15 protein-coding genes, 1 pseudogene and 1 riboswitch are annotated in these 19,050 nt (G+C 75.2%); of the genes and pseudogenes, 7 read left to right on the top strand and 9 right to left on the bottom strand.

All coding sequences use genetic code 11. The annotated features are described in order from the left end of the window. Positions 1–7 precede the first annotated feature (7 nt). Positions 8–1,075 (bottom strand): bile acid:sodium symporter family protein, encoded by a 1,068-nt coding sequence (locus ACIA5F_RS16145; protein ID WP_399353260.1) that lies wholly within the window; start codon positions 1,073–1,075, stop codon positions 8–10. A 125-nt stretch (positions 1,076–1,200) separates the two neighbouring features. Between ACIA5F_RS16145 and ACIA5F_RS16150 the strand changes: the two genes are divergently transcribed. Continuing rightward, positions 1,201–2,052, top strand: coding sequence for a LysR substrate-binding domain-containing protein (locus ACIA5F_RS16150; protein ID WP_399353262.1), 852 nt, complete (start codon positions 1,201–1,203; stop codon positions 2,050–2,052). A 132-nt stretch (positions 2,053–2,184) separates the two neighbouring features. Next, positions 2,185–4,011 carry an AMP-dependent synthetase/ligase gene (locus tag ACIA5F_RS16155; protein WP_399353264.1) on the top strand — a complete coding sequence of 609 codons (1,827 nt, stop codon included), beginning with the start codon at positions 2,185–2,187 and terminating at the stop codon, positions 4,009–4,011. A gap of 222 nt (positions 4,012–4,233) precedes the next feature. Here ACIA5F_RS16155 and ACIA5F_RS16160 read toward each other — a convergent pair whose 3' ends face one another. After that, complete coding sequence (locus ACIA5F_RS16160; RefSeq protein ID WP_399353266.1) at positions 4,234–4,539, bottom strand: 4a-hydroxytetrahydrobiopterin dehydratase; 306 nt, start codon at positions 4,537–4,539, stop codon at positions 4,234–4,236. 762 nt (positions 4,540–5,301) lie between these two features. Between ACIA5F_RS16160 and ACIA5F_RS16165 the strand changes: the two genes are divergently transcribed. Then, a complete protein-coding gene (locus tag ACIA5F_RS16165) occupies positions 5,302–6,729 on the top strand; it encodes an NAD(P)/FAD-dependent oxidoreductase (protein WP_399353268.1) in 1,428 nt (475 codons plus the stop codon). 136 nt (positions 6,730–6,865) lie between these two features. On the opposite strand, the gene ACIA5F_RS16170 is transcribed toward ACIA5F_RS16165, so the two are convergent. Beyond that, entirely contained in the window at positions 6,866–7,711 is an 846-nt protein-coding gene (locus ACIA5F_RS16170) for a bifunctional 5,10-methylenetetrahydrofolate dehydrogenase/5,10-methenyltetrahydrofolate cyclohydrolase (RefSeq protein WP_399353396.1), read from the bottom strand. Between the two features lie 106 nt (positions 7,712–7,817). After that, positions 7,818–7,912: riboswitch (ZMP/ZTP riboswitch) on the bottom strand. A 79-nt stretch (positions 7,913–7,991) separates the two neighbouring features. Between ACIA5F_RS16170 and ACIA5F_RS16175 the strand changes: the two genes are divergently transcribed. After that, entirely contained in the window at positions 7,992–8,753 is a 762-nt protein-coding gene (locus ACIA5F_RS16175) for a class I SAM-dependent methyltransferase (protein WP_399353270.1), read from the top strand. Positions 8,754–8,967: 214 nt separating this feature from the next. Further along, positions 8,968–10,542 carry an RNA polymerase sigma factor gene (locus ACIA5F_RS16180; RefSeq protein WP_399353272.1) on the top strand — a complete coding sequence of 525 codons (1,575 nt, stop codon included), beginning with the start codon at positions 8,968–8,970 and terminating at the stop codon, positions 10,540–10,542. An 82-nt stretch (positions 10,543–10,624) separates the two neighbouring features. Here ACIA5F_RS16180 and ACIA5F_RS16185 read toward each other — a convergent pair whose 3' ends face one another. The 4 genes and pseudogenes from ACIA5F_RS16185 to ACIA5F_RS16200 form a co-directional block, all read right to left on the bottom strand. Further along, positions 10,625–11,923, bottom strand: coding sequence for an amino acid permease (locus ACIA5F_RS16185; protein ID WP_399353274.1), 1,299 nt, complete (start codon positions 11,921–11,923; stop codon positions 10,625–10,627). 327 nt (positions 11,924–12,250) lie between these two features. Then, positions 12,251–13,981 carry an alkaline phosphatase family protein gene (locus ACIA5F_RS16190; RefSeq protein ID WP_399353398.1) on the bottom strand — a complete coding sequence of 577 codons (1,731 nt, stop codon included), beginning with the start codon at positions 13,979–13,981 and terminating at the stop codon, positions 12,251–12,253. A 45-nt stretch (positions 13,982–14,026) separates the two neighbouring features. Beyond that, positions 14,027–14,305: pseudogene (locus ACIA5F_RS16195) on the bottom strand (phage holin family protein); the annotation flags it as partial. A gap of 214 nt (positions 14,306–14,519) precedes the next feature. Further along, a complete protein-coding gene (locus tag ACIA5F_RS16200) occupies positions 14,520–14,924 on the bottom strand; it encodes a hypothetical protein (protein WP_399353276.1) in 405 nt (134 codons plus the stop codon). A gap of 152 nt (positions 14,925–15,076) precedes the next feature. Between ACIA5F_RS16200 and ACIA5F_RS16205 the strand changes: the two genes are divergently transcribed. After that, positions 15,077–15,853 carry an MBL fold metallo-hydrolase gene (locus ACIA5F_RS16205; protein ID WP_399353277.1) on the top strand — a complete coding sequence of 259 codons (777 nt, stop codon included), beginning with the start codon at positions 15,077–15,079 and terminating at the stop codon, positions 15,851–15,853. Between the two features lie 59 nt (positions 15,854–15,912). Next, positions 15,913–16,473 (top strand): DedA family protein, encoded by a 561-nt coding sequence (locus ACIA5F_RS16210; RefSeq protein ID WP_399353400.1) that lies wholly within the window; start codon positions 15,913–15,915, stop codon positions 16,471–16,473. A gap of 40 nt (positions 16,474–16,513) precedes the next feature. On the opposite strand, the gene ACIA5F_RS16215 is transcribed toward ACIA5F_RS16210, so the two are convergent. Both ACIA5F_RS16215 and ACIA5F_RS16220 read right to left on the bottom strand, forming a co-directional pair. Then, positions 16,514–17,575, bottom strand: a complete 1,062-nt coding sequence (locus tag ACIA5F_RS16215; protein ID WP_399353279.1) for an MBL fold metallo-hydrolase — start codon at positions 17,573–17,575, stop codon at positions 16,514–16,516. 101 nt (positions 17,576–17,676) lie between these two features. Next, entirely contained in the window at positions 17,677–18,903 is a 1,227-nt protein-coding gene (locus ACIA5F_RS16220) for an aminotransferase class I/II-fold pyridoxal phosphate-dependent enzyme (RefSeq protein ID WP_399353282.1), read from the bottom strand. Between the last annotated feature and the right edge of the window lie 147 nt (positions 18,904–19,050).

Consider the following 19,050-nt stretch of genomic DNA (forward strand, 5'->3'; position numbering starts at 1 on the left):
CCGCACGCTACCCGCCCTGCGGGGCGGGGTGTCGGGCCGTGCGGGAGACCTCCGCCACATGTGCGGCGGGGAGTTGGACGAGGTCACCGGCCTCGTCGGCGGCCCGGGCCTCGGGGTCGGCGGCCCGGCGGCGGGCCAGGACCGCGCAGACCATCAGCTGCATCTGGTGGAAGAGCATCAGCGGCAGCACGGCGAGGCCCGCCTGGTCCCCGAACAGCACGCTGGCCATGGGGAGTCCGGCGGCCAGGCTCTTCTGCGACCCCGCGAGCTGGACGGCGACGCGGTCCGCGCGGCCGAACCCGAGGCGCCCGGCCCCGTACCAGGTGACCAGGAGCATCAGGGTGAGGAGCACGGCTTCCACCGCCAGCAGGGCGGCGAGGCGCGGGACGCTCACCTGGTGCCAGATCCCGGCGGCCATGCCCGCGCTGAAGGCGGCGTAGACGACGAGCAGGATCGAGCCGCGGTCGACCAGCCCGATGACCTTCTTGTTGCGGGTCAGGAAGGCGCCGACCCAGGGGCGCAGGAGCTGGCCGAGGAGGAAGGGCAGGAGGAGTTGGAGGGCGATCCGCAGGACGGAGTCGAACGAGAAGCCGCCCGCGACGCCGAGGAGGGCGGCGGCGAGGAGGGGGGTGAGGAGGATTCCGGCGAGGCTGGAGAAGGAGCCGGCGCAGACGGCGGCGGGGACGTTGCCGCGGGCGATCGAGGTGAAGGTGATGGAGGACTGGACGGTCGAGGGGACCAGGCAGAGGAAGAGCAGGCCGGTGTGGAGCTGGGGGGTGAGGAGGGCGGGGACCAGGCCGTGGGCGGCGAGACCGAGGAGGGGGAAGAGGAGGAAGGTGCAGACGAGCACGGTGAGATGGAGCCGCCAGTGGCGCAGGCCGTCGAGGCTCTCGCGGGTGGAGAGGCGGGCGCCGTAGAGGAAGAAGAGGAGGGCGACGGCTGCGGTGGCGACGCCGCCCGCGGCGGTGGCGGCCGTGCCCCGGGCGGGGAGCAGGGCGGCGAGGCCGACCGTGGCGAGCAGGGCCAGGACGTACGGGTCCAGGGGCAGCCGGGCGGGGAGGTGCGGGCGTCGCATGGCGGACTCACTCGGTCTCGGGTCGGGGGCCTCCCATCGTGGGGGGTGGGGCGGTCATCGGGAAACCCGTGCACCGCACTCACTGTCATTCCGTTCCGTGATGGCTCCGCACTACCATGGGCGCAATGTACGACCCCGTCCAGTTGCGGACCTTCCTCACCGTGGCCCAGACGCTCAGTTTCACGCAGGCCGCGGGGCGGCTCTGCGTGGGGCAGTCCACGGTCAGCCAGCACGTGCGGCGGCTGGAGGAGGCGACGGGCCGGCCGTTGTTCGTCCGGGACACCCACCGGGTGGAGCTGACGGAGGACGGTGAGGCGCTGCTGGGTTTCGCGCGGACGATCCTGGCGGCGCACGAGCGGGCGGTGGCGTTCTTCGCCGGGACGCGGCTGCGCGGGCGGCTGCGGTTCGGGGTGTCGGAGGACTTCGTGCTGACGCGGCTGCCGGAGATCCTGGAGGGGTTCCGGCACGAGCATCCCGAGGTGGACCTGGAGCTGTCGGTGGAGCTGTCGGGGACGCTGCACGAGCGGCTGGACGCGGGGCGGCTCGATCTGGTGCTGGCCAAGCGGCGGGGGGCGGGCGACGAGCGGGGCCGGCTGGTGTGGCGGGACCGGATGGTGTGGATCGGGGCGGAGGGGCTGCGGCTGGACCCGGACCGCCCGGTTCCGCTCATCCTCTTCCCGCCGCCGGGCATCACCCGGGCGCGCGCCCTGGAGGTGCTGGAACGGGACGGGCGGGCCTGGCGGATCGCGTGCAGCAGCGGCAGCCTGAGCGGGCTGGTCGCGGCGGCGCGGGCCGGGCTGGGCGTGATGGCCCACACCCGCGGGCTGGTCCCGCCGGGGCTGGTCCGGATCGCGGGCCTGCCCGAGCTGGGGCCGGTGGAGTTCGCGCTGCTGCGCGGGGCGCGGGTCTCCCCGGCCGCCGAGGCGCTGGCCGCGGCCGTCCTCTCGGGCGCGGACCGGCTCAGCCGCACCGCCTGACCCGGCGGCGGCCGGGGCCGCACCCGGCCGGGCCGGGCCTTCGGCGGGGGGTCTTGTGGCGGGGTCCGCCGACTGATCCACTGCCTGGAGGCGCGGGGTGGCGTCGCCGCGCCGCGCGGAGAGGAGCGGGGCTTGCGCGAGATCACCGTCCCGCCGGTCGTCACGGGCGCGCCCGTCGGCGGACTGGCCGACGCAGTCTTCCGCCACGCCCGCCAGGAACCGGGACGGGTGGTCCTCGGCCGCAAGACCGGCGGGGTGTGGCGGGACGTCACCTCCGGGGAGCTGGCCGCCGAGGTGCTCGCGCTCGCCAAGGGGCTGCTGTCGCACGGGGTGGGGTTCGGGGACCGGGTCGCCGTCATGTCCCGTACCCGGTACGAGTGGACCCTCTTCGACTTCGCGCTGTGGGCGATCGGCGCCCAGCCCGTCCCCGTCTACCCGACCTCCTCCGCCGACCAGGTGCGGTGGATCCTCTCCGACTCCGCGTGCACCGCCTGTGTGGTGGAGGACGAGGACCAGGCCATGACCGTCGGTTCCGTCGTCGAGGACCTCCCGCTGCTGCGGCGGCTGTGGCAGCTCGACGCGGGGGCCGTGGACGGACTCGTCGCCGACGGGCACTCGGTCGCCGAGGAGGCCGTGCACCGGCACCGGGAGGCCGTGACGCCCGACGCCGTGGCCACCGTCATCTACACCTCCGGGACCACCGGCCGGCCCAAGGGCTGTGTCCTGACCCACGCCAACTTCATGTACGAGGCCGACACCCTGGTGGGCCGCTGGGAGTCCGCCTTCCGGGCCGGGCCGGGCGAGCAGCCGTCCACGCTGCTCTTCCTGCCGCTGGCGCACGTCTTCGGCCGGATGGTGGAGGTGGCGGCCGTACGGTCGCGGGTGAAGCTCGGCCACCAGCCGGTCCTGGCGGCGGCCGAACTGCTGCCGGACCTGGCCGCGTTCCGGCCGACCTTCGTGCTGGGGGTCCCGTACGTCTTCGAGAAGGTCTTCGCGACGGCCCGCCGCACGGCGGAGGCGGAGGGGCGGACGGGGCCCTTCGACCGGGCGGTGGAGACGGCCGTGCGGTACGCCGAGGCGCGCGAGCACAAGGTCTTCGGCCGCGGGCCCGGCCCCTCGGCCGCGCTGCGGGTGGAGCACCGGCTCTTCGAGAAGCTGGTCTACGGCAAGGTCCGCGAGGCGCTGGGCGGGCGGGTGCGGCACGCCATGTCGGGCGGGTCGGCGATGCCGCGGCGGCTCGGGCTCTTCTTCGACGGCGCCGGGATCACTGTGTTCGAGGGGTACGGGCTGACCGAGTCGTGCGCGGCGGCCACCGCCAACCCGCCGGGCGCGACGAAGTACGGCACGGTGGGCCGGCCGATCCCGGGCAGCACGGTGCACATCGCGGACGACGGGGAGGTCTGGCTGTACGGGCGGCACGTCTTCGCCGGGTACCTCAACGACCCCGGCGCCACGCGGGAGGTGCTGCGCGGCGGCTGGCTGGCGACCGGGGACCTGGGGCGGCTGGACGAGGACGGCTACCTCACCATCACCGGCCGCAAGAAGGAGATCCTGGTGACCTCCAACGGCAAGAGCGTCGCGCCGGCCGCCCTGGAGGAACGGGTGCGTTCGCATCCGCTGGTGTCGCACTGCGTGCTGGTGGGCGACGACCGGCCCTACATCGCGGCGCTGGTCACCCTGGACATGGAGGCGGTCGCGCACTGGCGGTCGATGCGCGGCCGGCCGCGACCCGGACGGGCGGCGGAGCTGGCGCACGACCCGGAGCTACGGGCGGAGATCCGCCGGGCGGTGGTGGCCGCGAACACCCTGGTCTCGCAGGCGGAGTCGATCCGTGCCTTCCGGGTGCTGGACGGGCAGTTCACCCAGGAGCGGGGCCTGCTGACGCCCGGGGCGGAGCCCCGGCGCCGGGCGATCGAACGGGCCTACGCGCGGGAGATCGCCTCCCTCTACGAGCGGTGACCGGACCGGCGGCGAACGGGGTCCGGCGGGTCCCGGACGGGTTCCGGAGCGGGCCGGGCCGGTGGGGCGAGCGGCGGGAACACGGCGCGGGAGGGGCCGGTCGTCGCCCCTCGTACGACGCCGCGCGGCGGGCGGCCCCGGCCGCCGCCCGTGGGGACACCGGACGCGCGCGGACCCGTAGCCGGGGGACGGGGCCATGAGGTGCCGGTGCCGGTGCCGGGGTCAGTTCGCGCCGTGGGCGGGGGCGAGGGACTCGACCCGTTCGGCGAGCGCGAAGTCGGCCTCCGTCACGACACCTCCCGCGTCGTGGGAGTTGGCCGTCAGCCGGACGGTGTCGTAGCCGAGGGTGAGGTCCGAGTGGTGGTTCAGCTCCTGCTGGACGACGGCGATGTGGGCGACGAACGCGCTCGCCGCGAAGTGGCCGCCCAGCCGGTACGTGCGCAGGATGCGGTCCTCCGCGAAGGCCCAGCCCGGGAGGTCCCGCAACCGGTCCTCGATCTCCTTCTGCGACAGCGGCTCGCTCGGCATCGGCAGGCTCCTTCTCCCCGTGAGGTGGAGTCAAAGGTTCCCACAGCGCCCGCCGGTGCGTGCCGGGCGCGCGCGCCCGGCACGGGTGTCCTCCCCCGCCTCCGGCCCGGCCCGGACGGTCACGGCGGGCGGGCCCCGGTACGGCCGTGCACGCCCTCTTGACGCGCGATGCTCGAAAACATCCGGGGTCCCCTGTTCCGGCGCGGAGCGGCGGGCTACGCTTCCACGCAGCCCAGACCGCTCGAACGTCCTGTCGACCTACGGAGAACCCCAGGTGCGAGCCGCCCCCCGACCCGACCTCGCCGCGGCCGGGTTCCTCGCCCCGGCGGAGCGTCCGGACCGGCTCCCGGGGGCCGCCCCGGGGCCACAGGCCGGGAGGGTCCGGCAAAGAGCCCGGCCGCGTCCTTCGGGCCGCGCCCCGGCACGGTCCTGAGGGGCTGCCCGCCGCCGCCCCGCCGGGAACCGTTCCCCGCGGGGAACGTCTTCGACGTGACGTCGTCCGTCCGGCGCGCGGCCGGGCGGACGGGGCTCCGAGGACGCTCCCCCGGGCCGCCCCGCGCATCCGCCCCGCACCCCGGACGGGCGCCGGGCACCACCCGGTGACCGTGCCCGACGGCCGCCGTGGCCCCGGGCCGTGCACCCGGGCCGGACCGGCGGCGGCGCCGGAGCCCTCCGGAGACCGCACCGGGCCGGCGCCGCTCGCCGACGCCCCTTTCACGCCGATGCCCCGCGCACGGCCCTGACAGAGAGCACGACACGACGATGACCCCTTCCCGCCCGCCCCACCACGCCGTCGTCATCGGCGCCAGCATGGCCGGCCTGCTGGCCGCCGCCGTCCTCGCCGAGCACGTGGCGACGGTCACGATCATCGATGCGGACACCCTGCCGGAGGGCCCGGCGCCCCGGCGCGGGCTCCCGCAGGCCCGCCACGTCCACATCCTGTGGTCCGGCGGGGCACGTGCCGTCGAGGAGATCCTCCCGGGCATCGTCGGGGAGTGGCAGGCCGCGGGCGCGCTCCGCCGCAGCCTGCCCACCGACCTCGTCACCAAGGCCGCCCAGGGCTGGATTCCGCGCTGTACGGAGAAGCAGTTCAACATCTCCTGCAGCCGTGATCTCCTCGACTCGGTGGTCCGCGCCCGGGTGACGGCCCTGCCGGGCGTCTCCACCCTCCAGCGCGGCCGGGTCCGGGGGCTTCAGGGCACGGCGTCCCAGGTGACCGGCGTACGGGTCGACACCCCGGACGAGGAGGGCCGCGTGGTCGCCGCCGACCTGGTGGTCGACGCGAGCGGGCGCGGCTCGCGCGCCCGCGCCTGGCTCCAGGAACTCGGGGTGAGCGGCGTCCGGGAGGCCCGGGTCGACTCCGGCCTGGTCTACGCGACGCGGATCTTCGAGGCGCCCGCCGGAGCGCACGCGATGGGCTTCCCGATCGTCAACGTGCAGTCCGACCCCCGGGTGCCCGTCCCCGGCCGGACGGCCACGATCGTGCCCATCGAGAACGGCCTGTGGCAGGCCACGCTCTCCGGGACCCGGGGCGGCCAGCCGACCGGCGACCCGGACGCGTTCGTCCCGTTCGCCAAGAGCGTCCGGGACCCGATCGTGGGCGAACTCCTCGACGGCAGGAAGCCCCTCACGGACGTCGCCGTCACCCAGGGCACCGCCAACCGCCGGGTCTACTTCGAGAAGGCCGTCCTGCCGGACGGCTTCTTCGCCGTCGGCGACTCGGTGGCCACCTTCAACCCGCTCTACGGGCAGGGCATGACGGTCGCCGCGCAGGGGATGCTGGCCGTGCGTTCCCTGCTCCGCGCCCGGGGGCTCGCCGGGCCCGGCTTCAGCCGCGAGGCGCAGCGGGCGCTGGCCCCGCAGGTGGGCACCGCCTGGGAGCTCGCCACCTCGCAGGACATCCTCTATCCCGGCGCCACCGGCATGACGCCCCGGGCGGGCTCCGGGCTGCTCAACGGGTACGTGAGCCGGCTGATGACCGGGGCCACCACCCGGGAGAAACTCACCGCCGCCCTCTTCGAGGTCCTCACGATGAGCAGGACGCCCGCGCACTGGCTGCGCCCCTCCGTGGTCTGGGACGTCGTGCGCGCCTCGGAGCGGGGCGCCCTGACGGGGCCGCCGCTGAGCGCCGCCGAGCGGGCCGTCGCCGGGCTGGACCAGGGCCGGGACCCCGTCGGCCGGGCCCGGTGACGGGCGGCCCGGCGCGGGGGGCGGCCCGGTGGGTGTGAGGGGCGGCGCCGGCCGGGACCGGCGGGGGCCCTGAGGCCCACCGGGCCGGGCCGGGTGCCCGTCGCGGGGCGGGACCGGGGCCCGGCGGCGGGGCGGGTCAGAGGTCCGCGAGCGCCAGGCCGGCCTGGGCGGCGGCGGCCTGGACGGTCTGCTCCAGCAGCACGGCGATGGTCATCGGGCCGACCCCGCCCGGCACCGGGGTGATCAGCGAGGCGCGGGCCGCGGCCGAGGGGAAGTGGACGTCCCCGACGTTGCCCACGTTGTACCCGGCGTCCAGCACCACCGCGCCCGGCTTGATGTCCTCGCCCCGGATGAACTCGGCCTTGCCGACGGCGGCGACCAGCACGTCCGCCTGGCGCACGATCGCGGACAGGTCACGGGTGCGGGAGTGGCAGTAGGTGACGGTGGCGTTCTGCTCCAGCAGCAGCATCCCGACGGGCTTGCCCAGGATCGCGCTGCGGCCGACGACCACGGCGTGCTTGCCGGTCAGGTCCACGTCGTGAGCGGCGAGCAGGCGCATGATCCCGCCGGGGGTGCAGGAGACGAAGCCCGGCAGGCCGAAGCCCATGGCGGCGAAGGAGTGCATGGTGACCCCGTCGACGTCCTTGCCGGGGGCGATGGCTTCAAAGGCGGCGCGCTCGTCGATGTGGTGCGGGACGGGGTGCTGGAGGAGGATGCCGCTGACCTCGGGGTCCTCGGAGAGCGCGGTGAGGACCGCCACCAGTTCCCCGGTGGTGGTCGTGGCGGGCAGCTCCACGTGGCGGGAGGTGATCCCGGCCTTGGCGCAGCGGTTCTGCTTCATCCGGACGTAGGTGACGGAGGCGGGGTCCTCGCCGACCAGGACGGTCGCGAGACAGGGCGCCGTGCCGGTGCGCGCGGTGAGCTCCGCCGCGAGGGCGGCGGTCCGCTCCGAGACGCGGCGGGCGAGCGCGGTGCCGTCCATGAGCCGGGCGGTGCGGGCGTCGGAGGCGGTGGCCTCGGAGGCGGTCGGGGTGTCGGAGGCAGTCTGGGCGGTCGTCACGGGGGTCTCCTGAACGTCGCTGCGGATCGCGGTTCGCCCAGGCGCGCGGCAATCGGCGTACGGGAAGCACGCCGGGCCGCTCCCCGGTGGTGATCCACCCGAACGCCAGTCACGGCCCGCCGCGCAGTCTAGTCGACGTGCCGTGCGGCCGGCCGGGGCGTACCGGGTGGAGGAGCCGGTCACCGGCTGGGAGGATCGGGGCATGACGCGCACTTTTGACCACCTCGTCGCCGAGGCCGAGACGGTGTCGGTGGACGGCTGGGACTTCTCCTGGCTCGACGGCCGTGCCACCGAGGAGCGCCCCTCCTGGGGCTACCAGCGGCTGCTCGCCGAGCGGCTCGCGCGGGTGGACTCCGTCCTGGACGTCCAGACCGGCGGCGGCGAGGTCCTCGCCGGGGCCGGGCCCCTGCCCCGGCTGACGGCGGCCACGGAGTCCTGGCCGCCGAACATCGCCAGGGCGACCCGGCTGCTGCACCCGCTCGGGGCGGTCGTGGTCGCGGACACGGACGAGCCGCCGCTGCCCTTCGGTGACGGGGCCTTCGCGCTGGTGACCAGCCGGCACCCGGTGACGATCTGGTGGGACGAGATCGCGCGGGTGCTGGCGCCGGGCGGCACCTACCTCTCCCAGCAGGTCGGTCCGGCGAGCGTCTTCGAGCTGGTCGAGTACTTCCTCGGCCCGCAGCCCGAGGAGGTCCGGCGCGGCCGGCACCCCGGCGACGCGGTGGCCGACGCCACGAAGGCCGGGCTCGACGTCGTCGATCTGCGCTCGGAGCGGCTGCGGACGGAGTTCCACGACATCGGAGCCGTGATCTACTTTCTCCGGAAGGTGATCTGGATGGTTCCCGGCTTCACCGTCGGTCGGTACCGGGACCGGTTGCGCGAGCTCCACGAACAGATCGGACGCGAGGGTCCGTTCGTCGCGCACACGGCTCGTTTCCTCATCGAGGCCCGTAAAAAAGGCTGATCGAAAAGGCGGACGCGGCCACGCCGGATCGGTTGCGCGGACACAGCGTGGCGCAGGTCACTCAATTCAGCGCGTAACGAATCGACTCGGGCATGCGATGAACCGACAGGTGTCCTCGCGCGGCCCCGGAATACAGACCCCCCTCGGGTCTGTTTCCCGAGTCCGCGCGATGATGTCCCGCCCACCCCTTACTGTCCGCAACGAGAGGCTCCTTGTGTCGCTCAGCCCGTCCCGTACGTTCCCTCCGGAGATCGCCGAATCCGAGGCCCTTGTCGCGCTCGTGGAGCGTGGCCGCGAGCAGGGTCACATCAACGGTGACGACGTGCGCCAGGCCTTCGAGGCCGGCCGCATCCCGGTGGACCAGTGGAAGCGGGTCCTGCGCAGCCTGAACCAGGTTCTGGACGAGGAGGGTGTCGCCCTCCACGTCAGCGCGGCCCCCGCGACCAAGGCTGCCGCCAAGAAGCCCCGCAAGGCGGCAGCGGCCCCGGCACGTACCGTGACCAAGAAGGCGGCCGCCGCGCCGCGCCCCATCGGCGCGCGCAAGACCGCGGCCACCCCCGTCGCCGCCGCGGCGGCGATATCGGGAGAACCGGGCGCCGTGTCCGAGGACCCGGCGGACGCCACCGCGCCCAAGAAGCGCGCGGTCAAGAAGACCGCCGTGAAGAAGACCGCCGTGAAGAAGACCGCCACGGCGAAGAAGGCCGGGGCCAAGGACGCCGACGAGGGCGAGAGCCCGGCAGCCGAGGGCGAGGACTGGGCGGCCGAGGACATCGCCGACGACGCCGAGGAGGAGACCCCCAAGACCGGCGGCACCCAGGGTTTCGTCCTGTCCGACGACGACGAGGACGACGCCCCGGCGCAGACGGTCATGGTGGCCGGTGCCACCGCCGACCCGGTCAAGGACTACCTCAAGCTGATCGGCAAGGTGCCGCTCCTCAACGCCGAGCAGGAGGTGGAGCTCGCCAAGCGCATCGAGGCGGGCCTGTTCTCCGAGTACAAGCTCGAAGAGGAGGAGGACCACAAGCCCGCCTTCAAGCGTGAGCTGGAGATCCTCGTCGAGGACGGCCGCCGCGCCAAGAACCACCTGCTGGAGGCCAACCTCCGCCTCGTGGTCTCCCTCGCCAAGCGGTACACGGGCCGCGGCATGCTCTTCCTGGACCTGATCCAGGAGGGCAACGTCGGTCTGATCCGCGCCGTGGAGAAGTTCGACTACACCAAGGGCTTCAAGTTCTCCACGTACGCGACCTGGTGGATCAGGCAGGCGATCACGCGCGCCATGGCCGACCAGTCGCGCACCATCCGCATCCCCGTGCACATGGTCGAGATCATCAACAAGCTCGCCCGTGTGCAGCGCCAGATGCTCCAGGACCTGGGCCGCGAGCCCACCCCGGAGGAGCTGGGCAAGGAACTCGACATGACCCCCGAGAAGGTCATCGAGGTCCAGAAGTACGGCCGTGAGCCGATCTCCCTGCACACCCCGCTGGGTGAGGAGGGCGACAGCGAGTTCGGTGACCTCATCGAGGACTCCGAGGCCGTGGTCCCGGCCGACGCGGTCTCCTTCACCTTCCTCCAGGAGCAGCTGCAGTCGATCCTGGGCACGCTCTCCGAGCGTGAGGCGGGCGTGGTCTCCATGCGGTACGGCCTCAACGACGGCCAGCCGAAGACCCTGGACGAGATCGGCCGTGTGTACGGGGTCACCCGTGAGCGCATCCGTCAGATCGAGTCCAAGACCATGTCGAAGCTGCGCCACCCGTCGCGCTCCCAGGTGCTGCGCGACTACCTGGACTGAGCGGGCCCGCACCACGGACCGGGGCCCCGGAGGATCTTCCTCCGGGGCCCCGGTCCGTTTCCGGCTCAGGCGGTGACGCGGCTCAGGCGTCGGCGCGCTTCCGCCGGGCGGCCATCACCGCGTGGACGAGGATGCCCGCGAAGAGGAACAGCACGCCCTGGTGGACGGCGGCGTAGCCGGAGCCCGCCACCAGCCACATCGAGAAGCCGAAGGCCAGGCAGGCGACGCAGGCGTCCCGGACCAGGCGGCCCCGCCGGACGCGCTCGCCCTGGCCGGAGACGAGGAAGTAGATCTGCGCGGCGGTGGAGAGCAGGTAGGGGACGGTCGCCGTGAAGGTGGTGACCAGGACCAGGGTCTCGAAGACGCCCGCGGCGGCGGCCGTGTAGTTGTAGACGGTCAGCGCCGAGGCCAGGACGACCGTGACGCCCACGCCCACCACCGGGACGCCCCGCCTCTTCGTCCCGAAGACCTTCGGGAAGAGGCCGTCCTTGGCGGCGGCGTACGGGGTCTGCGCGCTGAGCAGGGTCCAGCCGTTGAGGGCGCCGGTCATCGAGATCACGGCCGCGCAGGCGACCAGGGTGCCGCCCCAGCTCCCGCCGAACATCGCGTTGACCGCGTCGCTGAAGGGGGCCTGGGAGGTGACCAGCGTGTCGTGGGCGACCAGGCCGAAGACGGAGAGGGTGCCCAGCAGGTAGACGGTGGCCGCCCCGGCCGTGCCCAGGATCGTGGCCCGGCCGACGTTGCGGGCCGGGTCGCGGACCTCGCCCGCGCTGACGGCGGCGGACTCGACGCCCAGGTAGCTGAAGAGCAGGATCGCCGCGGCGGCGGAGACCGCGCCGACCGCGCTCTGGTCGGTGGCCCGGAAGGGGCCGAGGTTGGCCGGGTCGAAGAAGAAGAGCCCGCCCACGGCCACGAGCAGCAGCGGGGCGAACTTCAGCACGGTGGAGACCAGTTGGACGGCGCCCACGTACCGGGTGCCGGCCAGGTTGGCGAGGGCCGGGAGCCACTGCACGGTGAGGGCGGCCAGACACATCGACCAGGTGTGCTCGCCCACGGCCGGGAAGAGCACGACGAGGTAGCCGACGGAGGCCACCGCGAGGGCCGCGTTGGAGACCCAGGTGGTGATCCAGTAGCTGTAGGCGGCGAGGAAGCCGGCGAAGTCGCCGAAGGCGGCGCGGGCGTAGACGTACGGTCCGCCGGTCTGCGGGTGCCGTTCGGCGAGGCGGCCGAAGACGAGGGCGAGGGCGATCGCGCCGAGGGTCAGCACGGCGAAGGCGACGAGGCTGATGGTGCCGAAGGGGGCCACCGAGGCCGGGAGGAGGAAGATCCCGCCGCCGATGATGTTGCCCATGACGAGGCAGGTGGCGACGGGCAGGGACATCCGAAACGTGTAGGGCTTGGAAGTTCCCTGGTCAGCTATGGTTTCGGGCGTTCGGTTGCGCCTCGTGAGCATGGCGGGGTGGTGCCTCTCGATGGTGCTGATCATCCGATTGGTGCCGGACGCCCCATATGCTCGACCAGGCGCGGAAGCCGCTCCAAATCGCCGCATATCGTCCTGTTCGCCACCTCATGACGGCAAGATCCTGCGCCCGCCCCCACCCGCGGACGAAAGATCGGCACCACCCACCCGTGAAGACCCGCCCGCCCCGGGTCCACCGGGACCCCCGCCGCACCGCTCGGACCGGCCCGGGGAACGGGGGCGGGGAGTTCAGCCGGGGGTGGTGCCACTACCGGGGGCCGTGGGGGCGGGGCGGGGGGTGTTCGGCTCGGTCAGCCAGCGGCGCAGGACGGTGTGGACCGCCTCCGCGCCGACCAGCTCCGCGCCGGGGCCCGGGTCCGGCGCCGTGCCCGGGGCGGGTTCCGGGAGGGGGGACGACAGGTCCGTCGGCCACATCAGGAACGGGTGGCCCTGTTCCCCGCCCAGGCCGCCGTGCGAGCCGATCTGCTCCTCGAACGCGTGCACCTCGCCCGTCGCGGGGTCGTACGCCGAGTTCACCATGATGTCGGCCACGTGCGGGAAGGAGTCGGTCCGGCGCACGGCCTCGGCCGCGCCCGGCCCGAAGGGCGCCAGCAGCGCCTCCGCCTCGCCCGGGACGTCCAGCCGCGCGCGGGCCCCGTCCGCGCCCAGCACCACCCCGTCCACCAGCAGGAACCCCACGCCCGGGTGGTTGGCCAGGGTCGCCAGCAGCGCGGGGTGCGCGCGCTCGATCCGTTCCCGCGAAGCCCGCCCGGGGAGGTCCGGGAAGGAGATCAGCCCGAGGTTGCCGGAGGCCAGCACCACCGGGTCGGGGCCGGGCTCCGGGTGGGCCTCCTCGCCCGTCTCCTCGACCGGCCGGTGCAGCGCCGCCCGGACCGCCGCGCGCGCCTCGGCCCCGCTGCGCGTGCCGTCGGCCCGGCGCGGGACCGGCAGCCCGCAGCCCGCGCGGACCAGGTCCTTCAAGGTCAGCCCGTACCGGCCGAGGAAGGTCTCCCCCGGGCTCTGGCCGTGGTCCGAGAGCAGCACGATCCGGTACTCCCGGGGGGCGTGCTCGGCGACCCGGGCGAGCAGTGCCAGGCTCCGGTCCAGGCGGGTCAGGATCTGGTCGGTGTCCCGGCCGCGCGGGCCCGAGTGGTGGGCGACCTCGTCGTAGGCGACCAGGTCGGCGTAGACGGCGGAGCGGCCCGCGAGCATGTCGCCGAGGACCGCGGCCACCACCACGTCCCGCTCGATCACCGTCGCGAAGGCCCGGATCAGCGGGTACAGCCCGCCCCGCGCCACCCGCGGCCGGTCCCCGCGCGTCCGGGCCCGTACCGACTGGCCGATCTCCCGGCCCACCTCGGCGGCGAAGGACAGGGCCGTGCGGACGGCGTTGGCGGGGTCGGAGAAGTACGCGAAGTAGCCCGCGCGGGAGCGGTTGCCCCGGTCCCGCCGGGCCGAGACCGAGAGGACCAGCGCCAGCTGGTCCGCGCCGCCGCTGAAGAGGTTGCCGCGGCTGGCACCGTCCCGGGCGAGCAGTCCGGCGTTCCCGGTGCGCAGGGCGGCGCGCCGCTGGAGTTCGGCGGCGCTGCGGGGCCGGTTGCAGACCATCACGTCACCGGTCTCCTTCTCGTACCAGCGGAAGGCCGGCACGTCGAAGGTGGAGCCGTGCAGGATGCCGAGCTGGCTGGCGCCGGTCTGGCTGGACCAGTCCGTGCGCCAGGGCATGACCCGGTGGCTGCGGTCCAGCCAGCCGGCCACGGTCGGCATCAGGCCGCGGCCCGCCGCGTGGCGCAGCTCCTCGTACCCGACCCCGTCGAGCTGGAGGAGGACCAGGCCGGGCGGGGAGGCGCCGGCTCCGGGGGCGCCGGTACGGGGCTGCCGGCGGCGGCGGCGGTCGGCGAGCCGGTAGAGGCGGCGCCGGTAGGCCTCGTCGTCGCGCACCGCGAGGGCGGTGGAGGTCGCGGAGGCCACGGCGGACATCACCGCGGCCACCACCACCGCGGTCTCGGGGGCCACCTGGCCGCGCCCGGACGGGATCAGACTGAGCGCGATCAGCAGCAGCGAACCGTTGAGGAAGAAGACCAGCAGCCCCAGGACCAGCGCGGGCACCAGCAGCAGGGCCCGGACCAGCACGGGCCAGACCAGGGCGCTCAGCAGGCCGAAGGCCCCGGCTCCCCAGGCGGCGGTCAGCCCGATCTGGGTGAGGGAGTCACCGTCCCCGGAGCGGAGTTCGAAGTCCGGCAGGATGCCGGCCAGGACGAGCATCGTGAGCGTGGACACCACCCACACCACGGTCACCCGCATCAGGGCGCCGCCCGTGGCCCGCCACCGTCCTCGCGACACTCCGTACCCGCCTCACCGCCTCGGCCCGCGCCCCGCCCGCGGACCCCCGTCCCGTCCCAGGCTCGCACAGCGGAGCCGGAGCGGCCGGATGGCGCACACGTGTACGTACGCGGGTGTACGTACGCGGGTGTACGTATCACGGGTGTACGTCCGGGTGCGGGCACCCTGGTCCGGGTCAGGTGCCGTCGTAGCCCGCGGTCGGCATGGACAGCCTCCGGTGGACCTCGGCCTTCATCGCCGAGGTGTAGCGCGGCTCGTCGTGCCCGGCGGTCTCCAGCCGTACGCCGCGCCGTTCGCACTCGGCGGTGAACTCCTCGACCGAGCGCAGCGCCCGCGCCAGGACGTGCGGGCTGGCGGCGACGAACAGGTCGGCCTGTCCGGCGTCGATGTCGGCCCAGAGTCCGCAGTGGTCGAAGCGCAGCCCGTAGAAGAGCAGTTGCCGGGTCACGACGTACCCCCGGTCGGCGGCCCAGCGGGCGCACACGGCGTGCTGGCCCCGGGTGTCCACGGCGAAGGGGTCGGCGTCGAGGTCCTCCAGCGGGGCCAGACTGGAGATCACGGCCACGCGCAGCTCATCCATGCGGCCCGACCCTACTCCGGTCCGCCGCCGTGCAGGAGAGGGGGGCGGGCCCGCGGTCCGGCAGGCGCGGGCCGGTGAACCTTCCGGGGCGCGGCACTACGCTCGGAGGGTCAGAGGCCGCAGGGTCCGGGGTGTCGAAGGAGGGAGGCCGGATGCCGGTGGAGGTCACCTGGTGGGGGCATGCCACGTGCACGGTCGAGGATTCCGGGGTCCGGCTGCTGACCGATCCGCTCTTCGCACGGCGCCTCGCGCACCTGCGGCGGCGGCGCGGGGCGGTGCCCCCGCCGGAGGCCGCCGTGGCGGACGCGGTACTGGTCTCCCATCTGCACGCCGACCACCTGCACCTGCCGTCGCTGGCGCTGCTGGCGCCCGGAACCCGGCTGCTGGTGCCGCGCGGGGCGCGCCGCGCCGTACCCGGCCTCGACCGGACCGCCGGGGCGGGCGCGCTGGTGGTGACGGAGGTCGCGCCGGGCGACGAGGTCCACGTCCGAGGCGGCGTACGGGTACGGGCGGTCAGCGCGCTCCACGACGGGCGGCGGCTGCCGTTCGGGCCGGTGCGCGCGCCGGCGCTCGGGTACGTGGTCGAGGGCGCGGCCCGGACCTATTTCGCCGGGGACACCGGGCTCTTCGACACGATGGCCGAGGAGGTCGGGCCGGTGGACGTGGCGCTGCTGCCGGTGGGCGGCTGGGGGCCGTACCTGGGCCGGGGGCACCTGGACGCGGGGCGGGCGGCGCGGGCGCTGGCCGCGCTGGCACCGGCCGCGGCGGTGCCGGTCCACTACGGGACGTACTGGCCGGTCGGGATGGACGCGGTGCGCCCGCACGAGTTCCACGCGCCGGGCGGGGAGTTCGCGCGGTGGGCGGGGCGGCTCGCGCCGAAGGTGACGGTACGGGTGCCCGCGCACGGCGAACGGGTGCGGCTGCCGTGACCTGGTACGAGGTGACGGCGGCGGCCGGACGGGCGGTGCCGGAGACGGCCCAGCAGGCGGTGGGCTACCCGGCGCTGTTCGTCCTGGTGGTGCTGGGCGCGCTGATGCCGGTGATCCCGACGGGGGCGCTGGTGAGTTCGGCGGCCGTGGTGGCCTTCCATCAGCGGTCACTGCCCTGGGGGGTGCTGCTGGTCTTCGGGGTGGCGGCGGCGGCCGCGTTCGCCGGGGACCTGGCCCTGTACTGGCTGGGGCAGCGCGGGGTGCGTTCGCGGGGCGGGTCGCGGTGGCTGGAGGCGCTGCGCGGCCGGGTCACGCCCGAGCGGCTGGAGCGGGCGCAGGGCAAGCTGGACGCGCACGGGACGCAGGTCCTGGTGGTCTCCCGGCTGGTTCCGGCGGGCCGGATTCCGGTGATGCTGGCCTGTCTGCTGGCGCGGCTCCCGCTGCGCCGCTTCGCCCGGGGCGACGGGCCGGCCTGTCTCGCCTGGGCGGCGACGTACGGGCTGATCGGCATCGTGGGCGGCTCCCTCTTCTCGGAGCCGTGGAAGGGCGTGGCCCTGGCGGTCGCCCTGACGCTCCTGATCAGCGGGGCCCCGGCCCTGTGGCGGCGGCTCCGGCACTGACCGGGCGCGGCGGGGCCCTCGCGGGGACCCGCCGGGTGTCTCACAGGGTGCGGGAGGCGCCGATCGGGAGGTCCCAGAGGTCCTCGCGGGGCAGTCCCGCCCGGGACCAGGCCGCGCGGGCCCGGTGGAGGGGTTCCATGACCGGTTCGGCGGAGAGGACGAAGGTGGCCCAGTGCATGGGGGCCATCCGGCGGGCGCCGAGGTCCAGGCAGGCCCGGACGGCCTCCTCCGGGTCGGTGTGGACGTCGCCGAGCCACCAGCGCGGGGCGTAGGCGCCGACCGGCAGGAGGGCGAGGTCGATGCCGGGGTGGTGGCGGCCGATCTCGCCGAACCAGTGGCCGTAGCCGGTGTCGCCCGCGAAGTAGACCTTCCTCGGGGCGGGGCTGCGGGTGTCGGTGAGGACCCAGCCGCCCCACAGGGTCCGGCAGGTGTCGGTCAGGGACCGTTTCGACCAGTGGTGGGCCGGGACGAAGTCGAAGCGCACGCCGTCCAGTTCGGCCGATTCCCACCAGTCCAGCTCGGTGACGCGGGTGAAGCCCCGGCGGCGGCACCAGCGGGCCAGGCCGGCCGGGACGAAGAGGGCCGTGTGCCGGGGCAGCCGCTTGAGGGTGGGGGCGTCGAGGTGGTCGTAGTGGTTGTGGCTGATCACCACGGCGTCCACCGGCGGCAGGTGCGCCCAGCCCACCCCGACGGGTGTCATCCGGGCCGGGGTGCCGAGGATGCGCCGGGACCAGACGGGGTCGGTCAGGACGGTCAGCCCGCCGGTCCGCAGCACCCAGCTGGCGTGTCCGGCCCAGGTGACGCAGACCGTGCCGGGGGCGACGGCGGGCAGCGGGGCGGGCGCGTACGGCAGGTCGGGGATGCCGCGCAGCCCCTCGGGGCCGGGCCGGAAGGCGCCCTCGCGGGCGAGCCGGGTGAAGGCGCGCAGGCCGGGCAGCGGGGTGGTCAGCCGGTCCGCGAAGGAGCGGGGCCAGAGGCGGAGCTCACCGATCGGGCGCGGGGCGGCGGGGCGCGCGGGCGGGGCCGGGCGGACCGCCGGGCGCGGGGCGGCGGCGGGGCGGGCGGGCCCCGCGGCGGCGGGGGCGTCCGTCTGGTCCCTCATCGAGAAGTCTCCGTTCACCGCGGGTCGGGCGTCGGGGGCGGCTGCTTCGGGCGGGGCGGTGGAGTGGCGGGGCGGTGGGGGCCGGTCCGGCGGCCGGGGGGTCAGGCCAGCGCGGCCAGGACCGATCCGAGGAGGTCCAGGGAGCGGCGTACGTGCGGGAGGGCGAGCGGGTCGCGCGCGGTGAGCGCGGCGAGCCGTTCCTCCGGGGTCGCCCCGAGCAGCGGTCCGGTCGACAACCGCACCCGCAGCGCGCCCAGCTCGTCCGCGAACCGCTGCCCGCCGGGGGCGGGGGCGCCGAGTCTGCCGCCGAGCCAGTCCTCCAGCTCCATCGCGTCGCCGACCCCGTGCCGGGCCAGTCCGGCGCGGAGCGGGGTCAGGTCGGCGTAGAGGTGCCGGCCGGCCTGCGGGGGCCGGGCCAGTGCCCCGGCGGCCAGCAGTTCCCGGTGGGCGGCGGCGGCCACCGTGCCGTGCAGGGCGGCCGAGGCCCTGGCCCGTCCGGCGACGGCTTCGGGCTCGTCCAGCGCGTACGCGGCGGCGGTGGCGACGGGTCCGGCGGTCAGGGCCCCGGTGGCGGTGAGGACGTCGAGGGCGCGGGCGCGCAGCCAGGTGCCGCGCGGGGTGCCGGGGAAGCGGAGCACGGCGGCGGGCCAGGCGGCGGGCAGCAGGGCTCCGGAGAGGTCGACCAGGACGGCGGCCCGGTCGGGGAGCATCTCGGCGGGGCTGAGGACCGGGGTGTCGCGTGGCCGGTGCACGGTGTCGCGCCAGCTCTCGTCGCTGACGACGAAGAGCCCGGCCGAGGCGGCGGCCTCGCACGCCTCGCGCAGCGTCTCGGGCGGCGCCACGGTGGCGGTCGGGTCGTCGGCGACCGAGAGCAGCAGCACGCGCGGGTCCCCGCCCTCGGCGCGCACCCGTCGTACGGTCTCCAGCAGGGCGTACGGGTCGGGCACGCCGCCGCACGCCGCCGGGGTCGGCACGTGGTAGGCCCGCCGTCCCAGCAGCCGGACCTGCGGAGTCCACCAGGCGGGGCACGGCCGGGGCAGCATCACGTCGCCCCCGTACGCGCCGAGCAGCGCGAGCAGCAGCGCCGGGGCGCCGGGCCCGGCGGCCACGTTCTCCGGGGCGGTGGCCAGCCCGCGCCGCCCCCAGTACCGGCACGCGGCCTCGCGCACGGGCTCGCCGCCGCCCGGCGGTTCGGGGGTGGCGGCGTCCGCCGCCGAGGTGAGGACGGCGGCGAGTTCGGGCGGGACGGGCAGGCCCGGCTGGGGTCCGGGCGGGCCGTACCGGACCGGACCACGGCCTTCCGCCGCCGTGCGCTGCGTCCCCGCCACCGTGTCCCGCCTTCCTGGCTCGTCCGGTTCCGTCCGGTTCCGTCCCGCTTCCGTGTCCCGCCGGGTCCGCCGGTCCGCCAGTTCGGCCTAGGGCCAGCCCTGCCCTGCCCTTTATACGATTGTTTGCCGGGGTATGCCTGTCGTCGT

Source organism: Streptomyces sp. NPDC051567 (assembly GCF_044454165.1).
Classification (GTDB): domain Bacteria; phylum Actinomycetota; class Actinomycetes; order Streptomycetales; family Streptomycetaceae; genus Streptomyces.

Bases quoted from the DNA above. Each gene is read 5' to 3' on its own strand.
- ACIA5F_RS16145 (WP_399353260.1), bottom strand. From the start codon at position 1,075: ATGCGACGCCCGCACCTCCCCGCCCGGCTGCCCCTGGACCCGTACGTC.
- ACIA5F_RS16150 (WP_399353262.1), top strand. From the start codon at position 1,201: ATGTACGACCCCGTCCAGTTGCGGACCTTCCTCACCGTGGCCCAGACG.
- ACIA5F_RS16160 (WP_399353266.1), bottom strand. From the start codon at position 4,539: ATGCCGAGCGAGCCGCTGTCGCAGAAGGAGATCGAGGACCGGTTGCGG.
- ACIA5F_RS16165 (WP_399353268.1), top strand. From the start codon at position 5,302: ATGACCCCTTCCCGCCCGCCCCACCACGCCGTCGTCATCGGCGCCAGC.
- ACIA5F_RS16170 (WP_399353396.1), bottom strand. From the start codon at position 7,711: ATGGACGGCACCGCGCTCGCCCGCCGCGTCTCGGAGCGGACCGCCGCC.
- ACIA5F_RS16175 (WP_399353270.1), top strand. From the start codon at position 7,992: ATGACGCGCACTTTTGACCACCTCGTCGCCGAGGCCGAGACGGTGTCG.
- ACIA5F_RS16185 (WP_399353274.1), bottom strand. From the start codon at position 11,923: ATGTCCCTGCCCGTCGCCACCTGCCTCGTCATGGGCAACATCATCGGC.
- ACIA5F_RS16190 (WP_399353398.1), bottom strand. From the start codon at position 13,981: ATGTCCGCCGTGGCCTCCGCGACCTCCACCGCCCTCGCGGTGCGCGAC.
- ACIA5F_RS16200 (WP_399353276.1), bottom strand. From the start codon at position 14,924: ATGGATGAGCTGCGCGTGGCCGTGATCTCCAGTCTGGCCCCGCTGGAG.
- ACIA5F_RS16205 (WP_399353277.1), top strand. From the start codon at position 15,077: ATGCCGGTGGAGGTCACCTGGTGGGGGCATGCCACGTGCACGGTCGAG.
- ACIA5F_RS16215 (WP_399353279.1), bottom strand. From the start codon at position 17,575: ATGAGGGACCAGACGGACGCCCCCGCCGCCGCGGGGCCCGCCCGCCCC.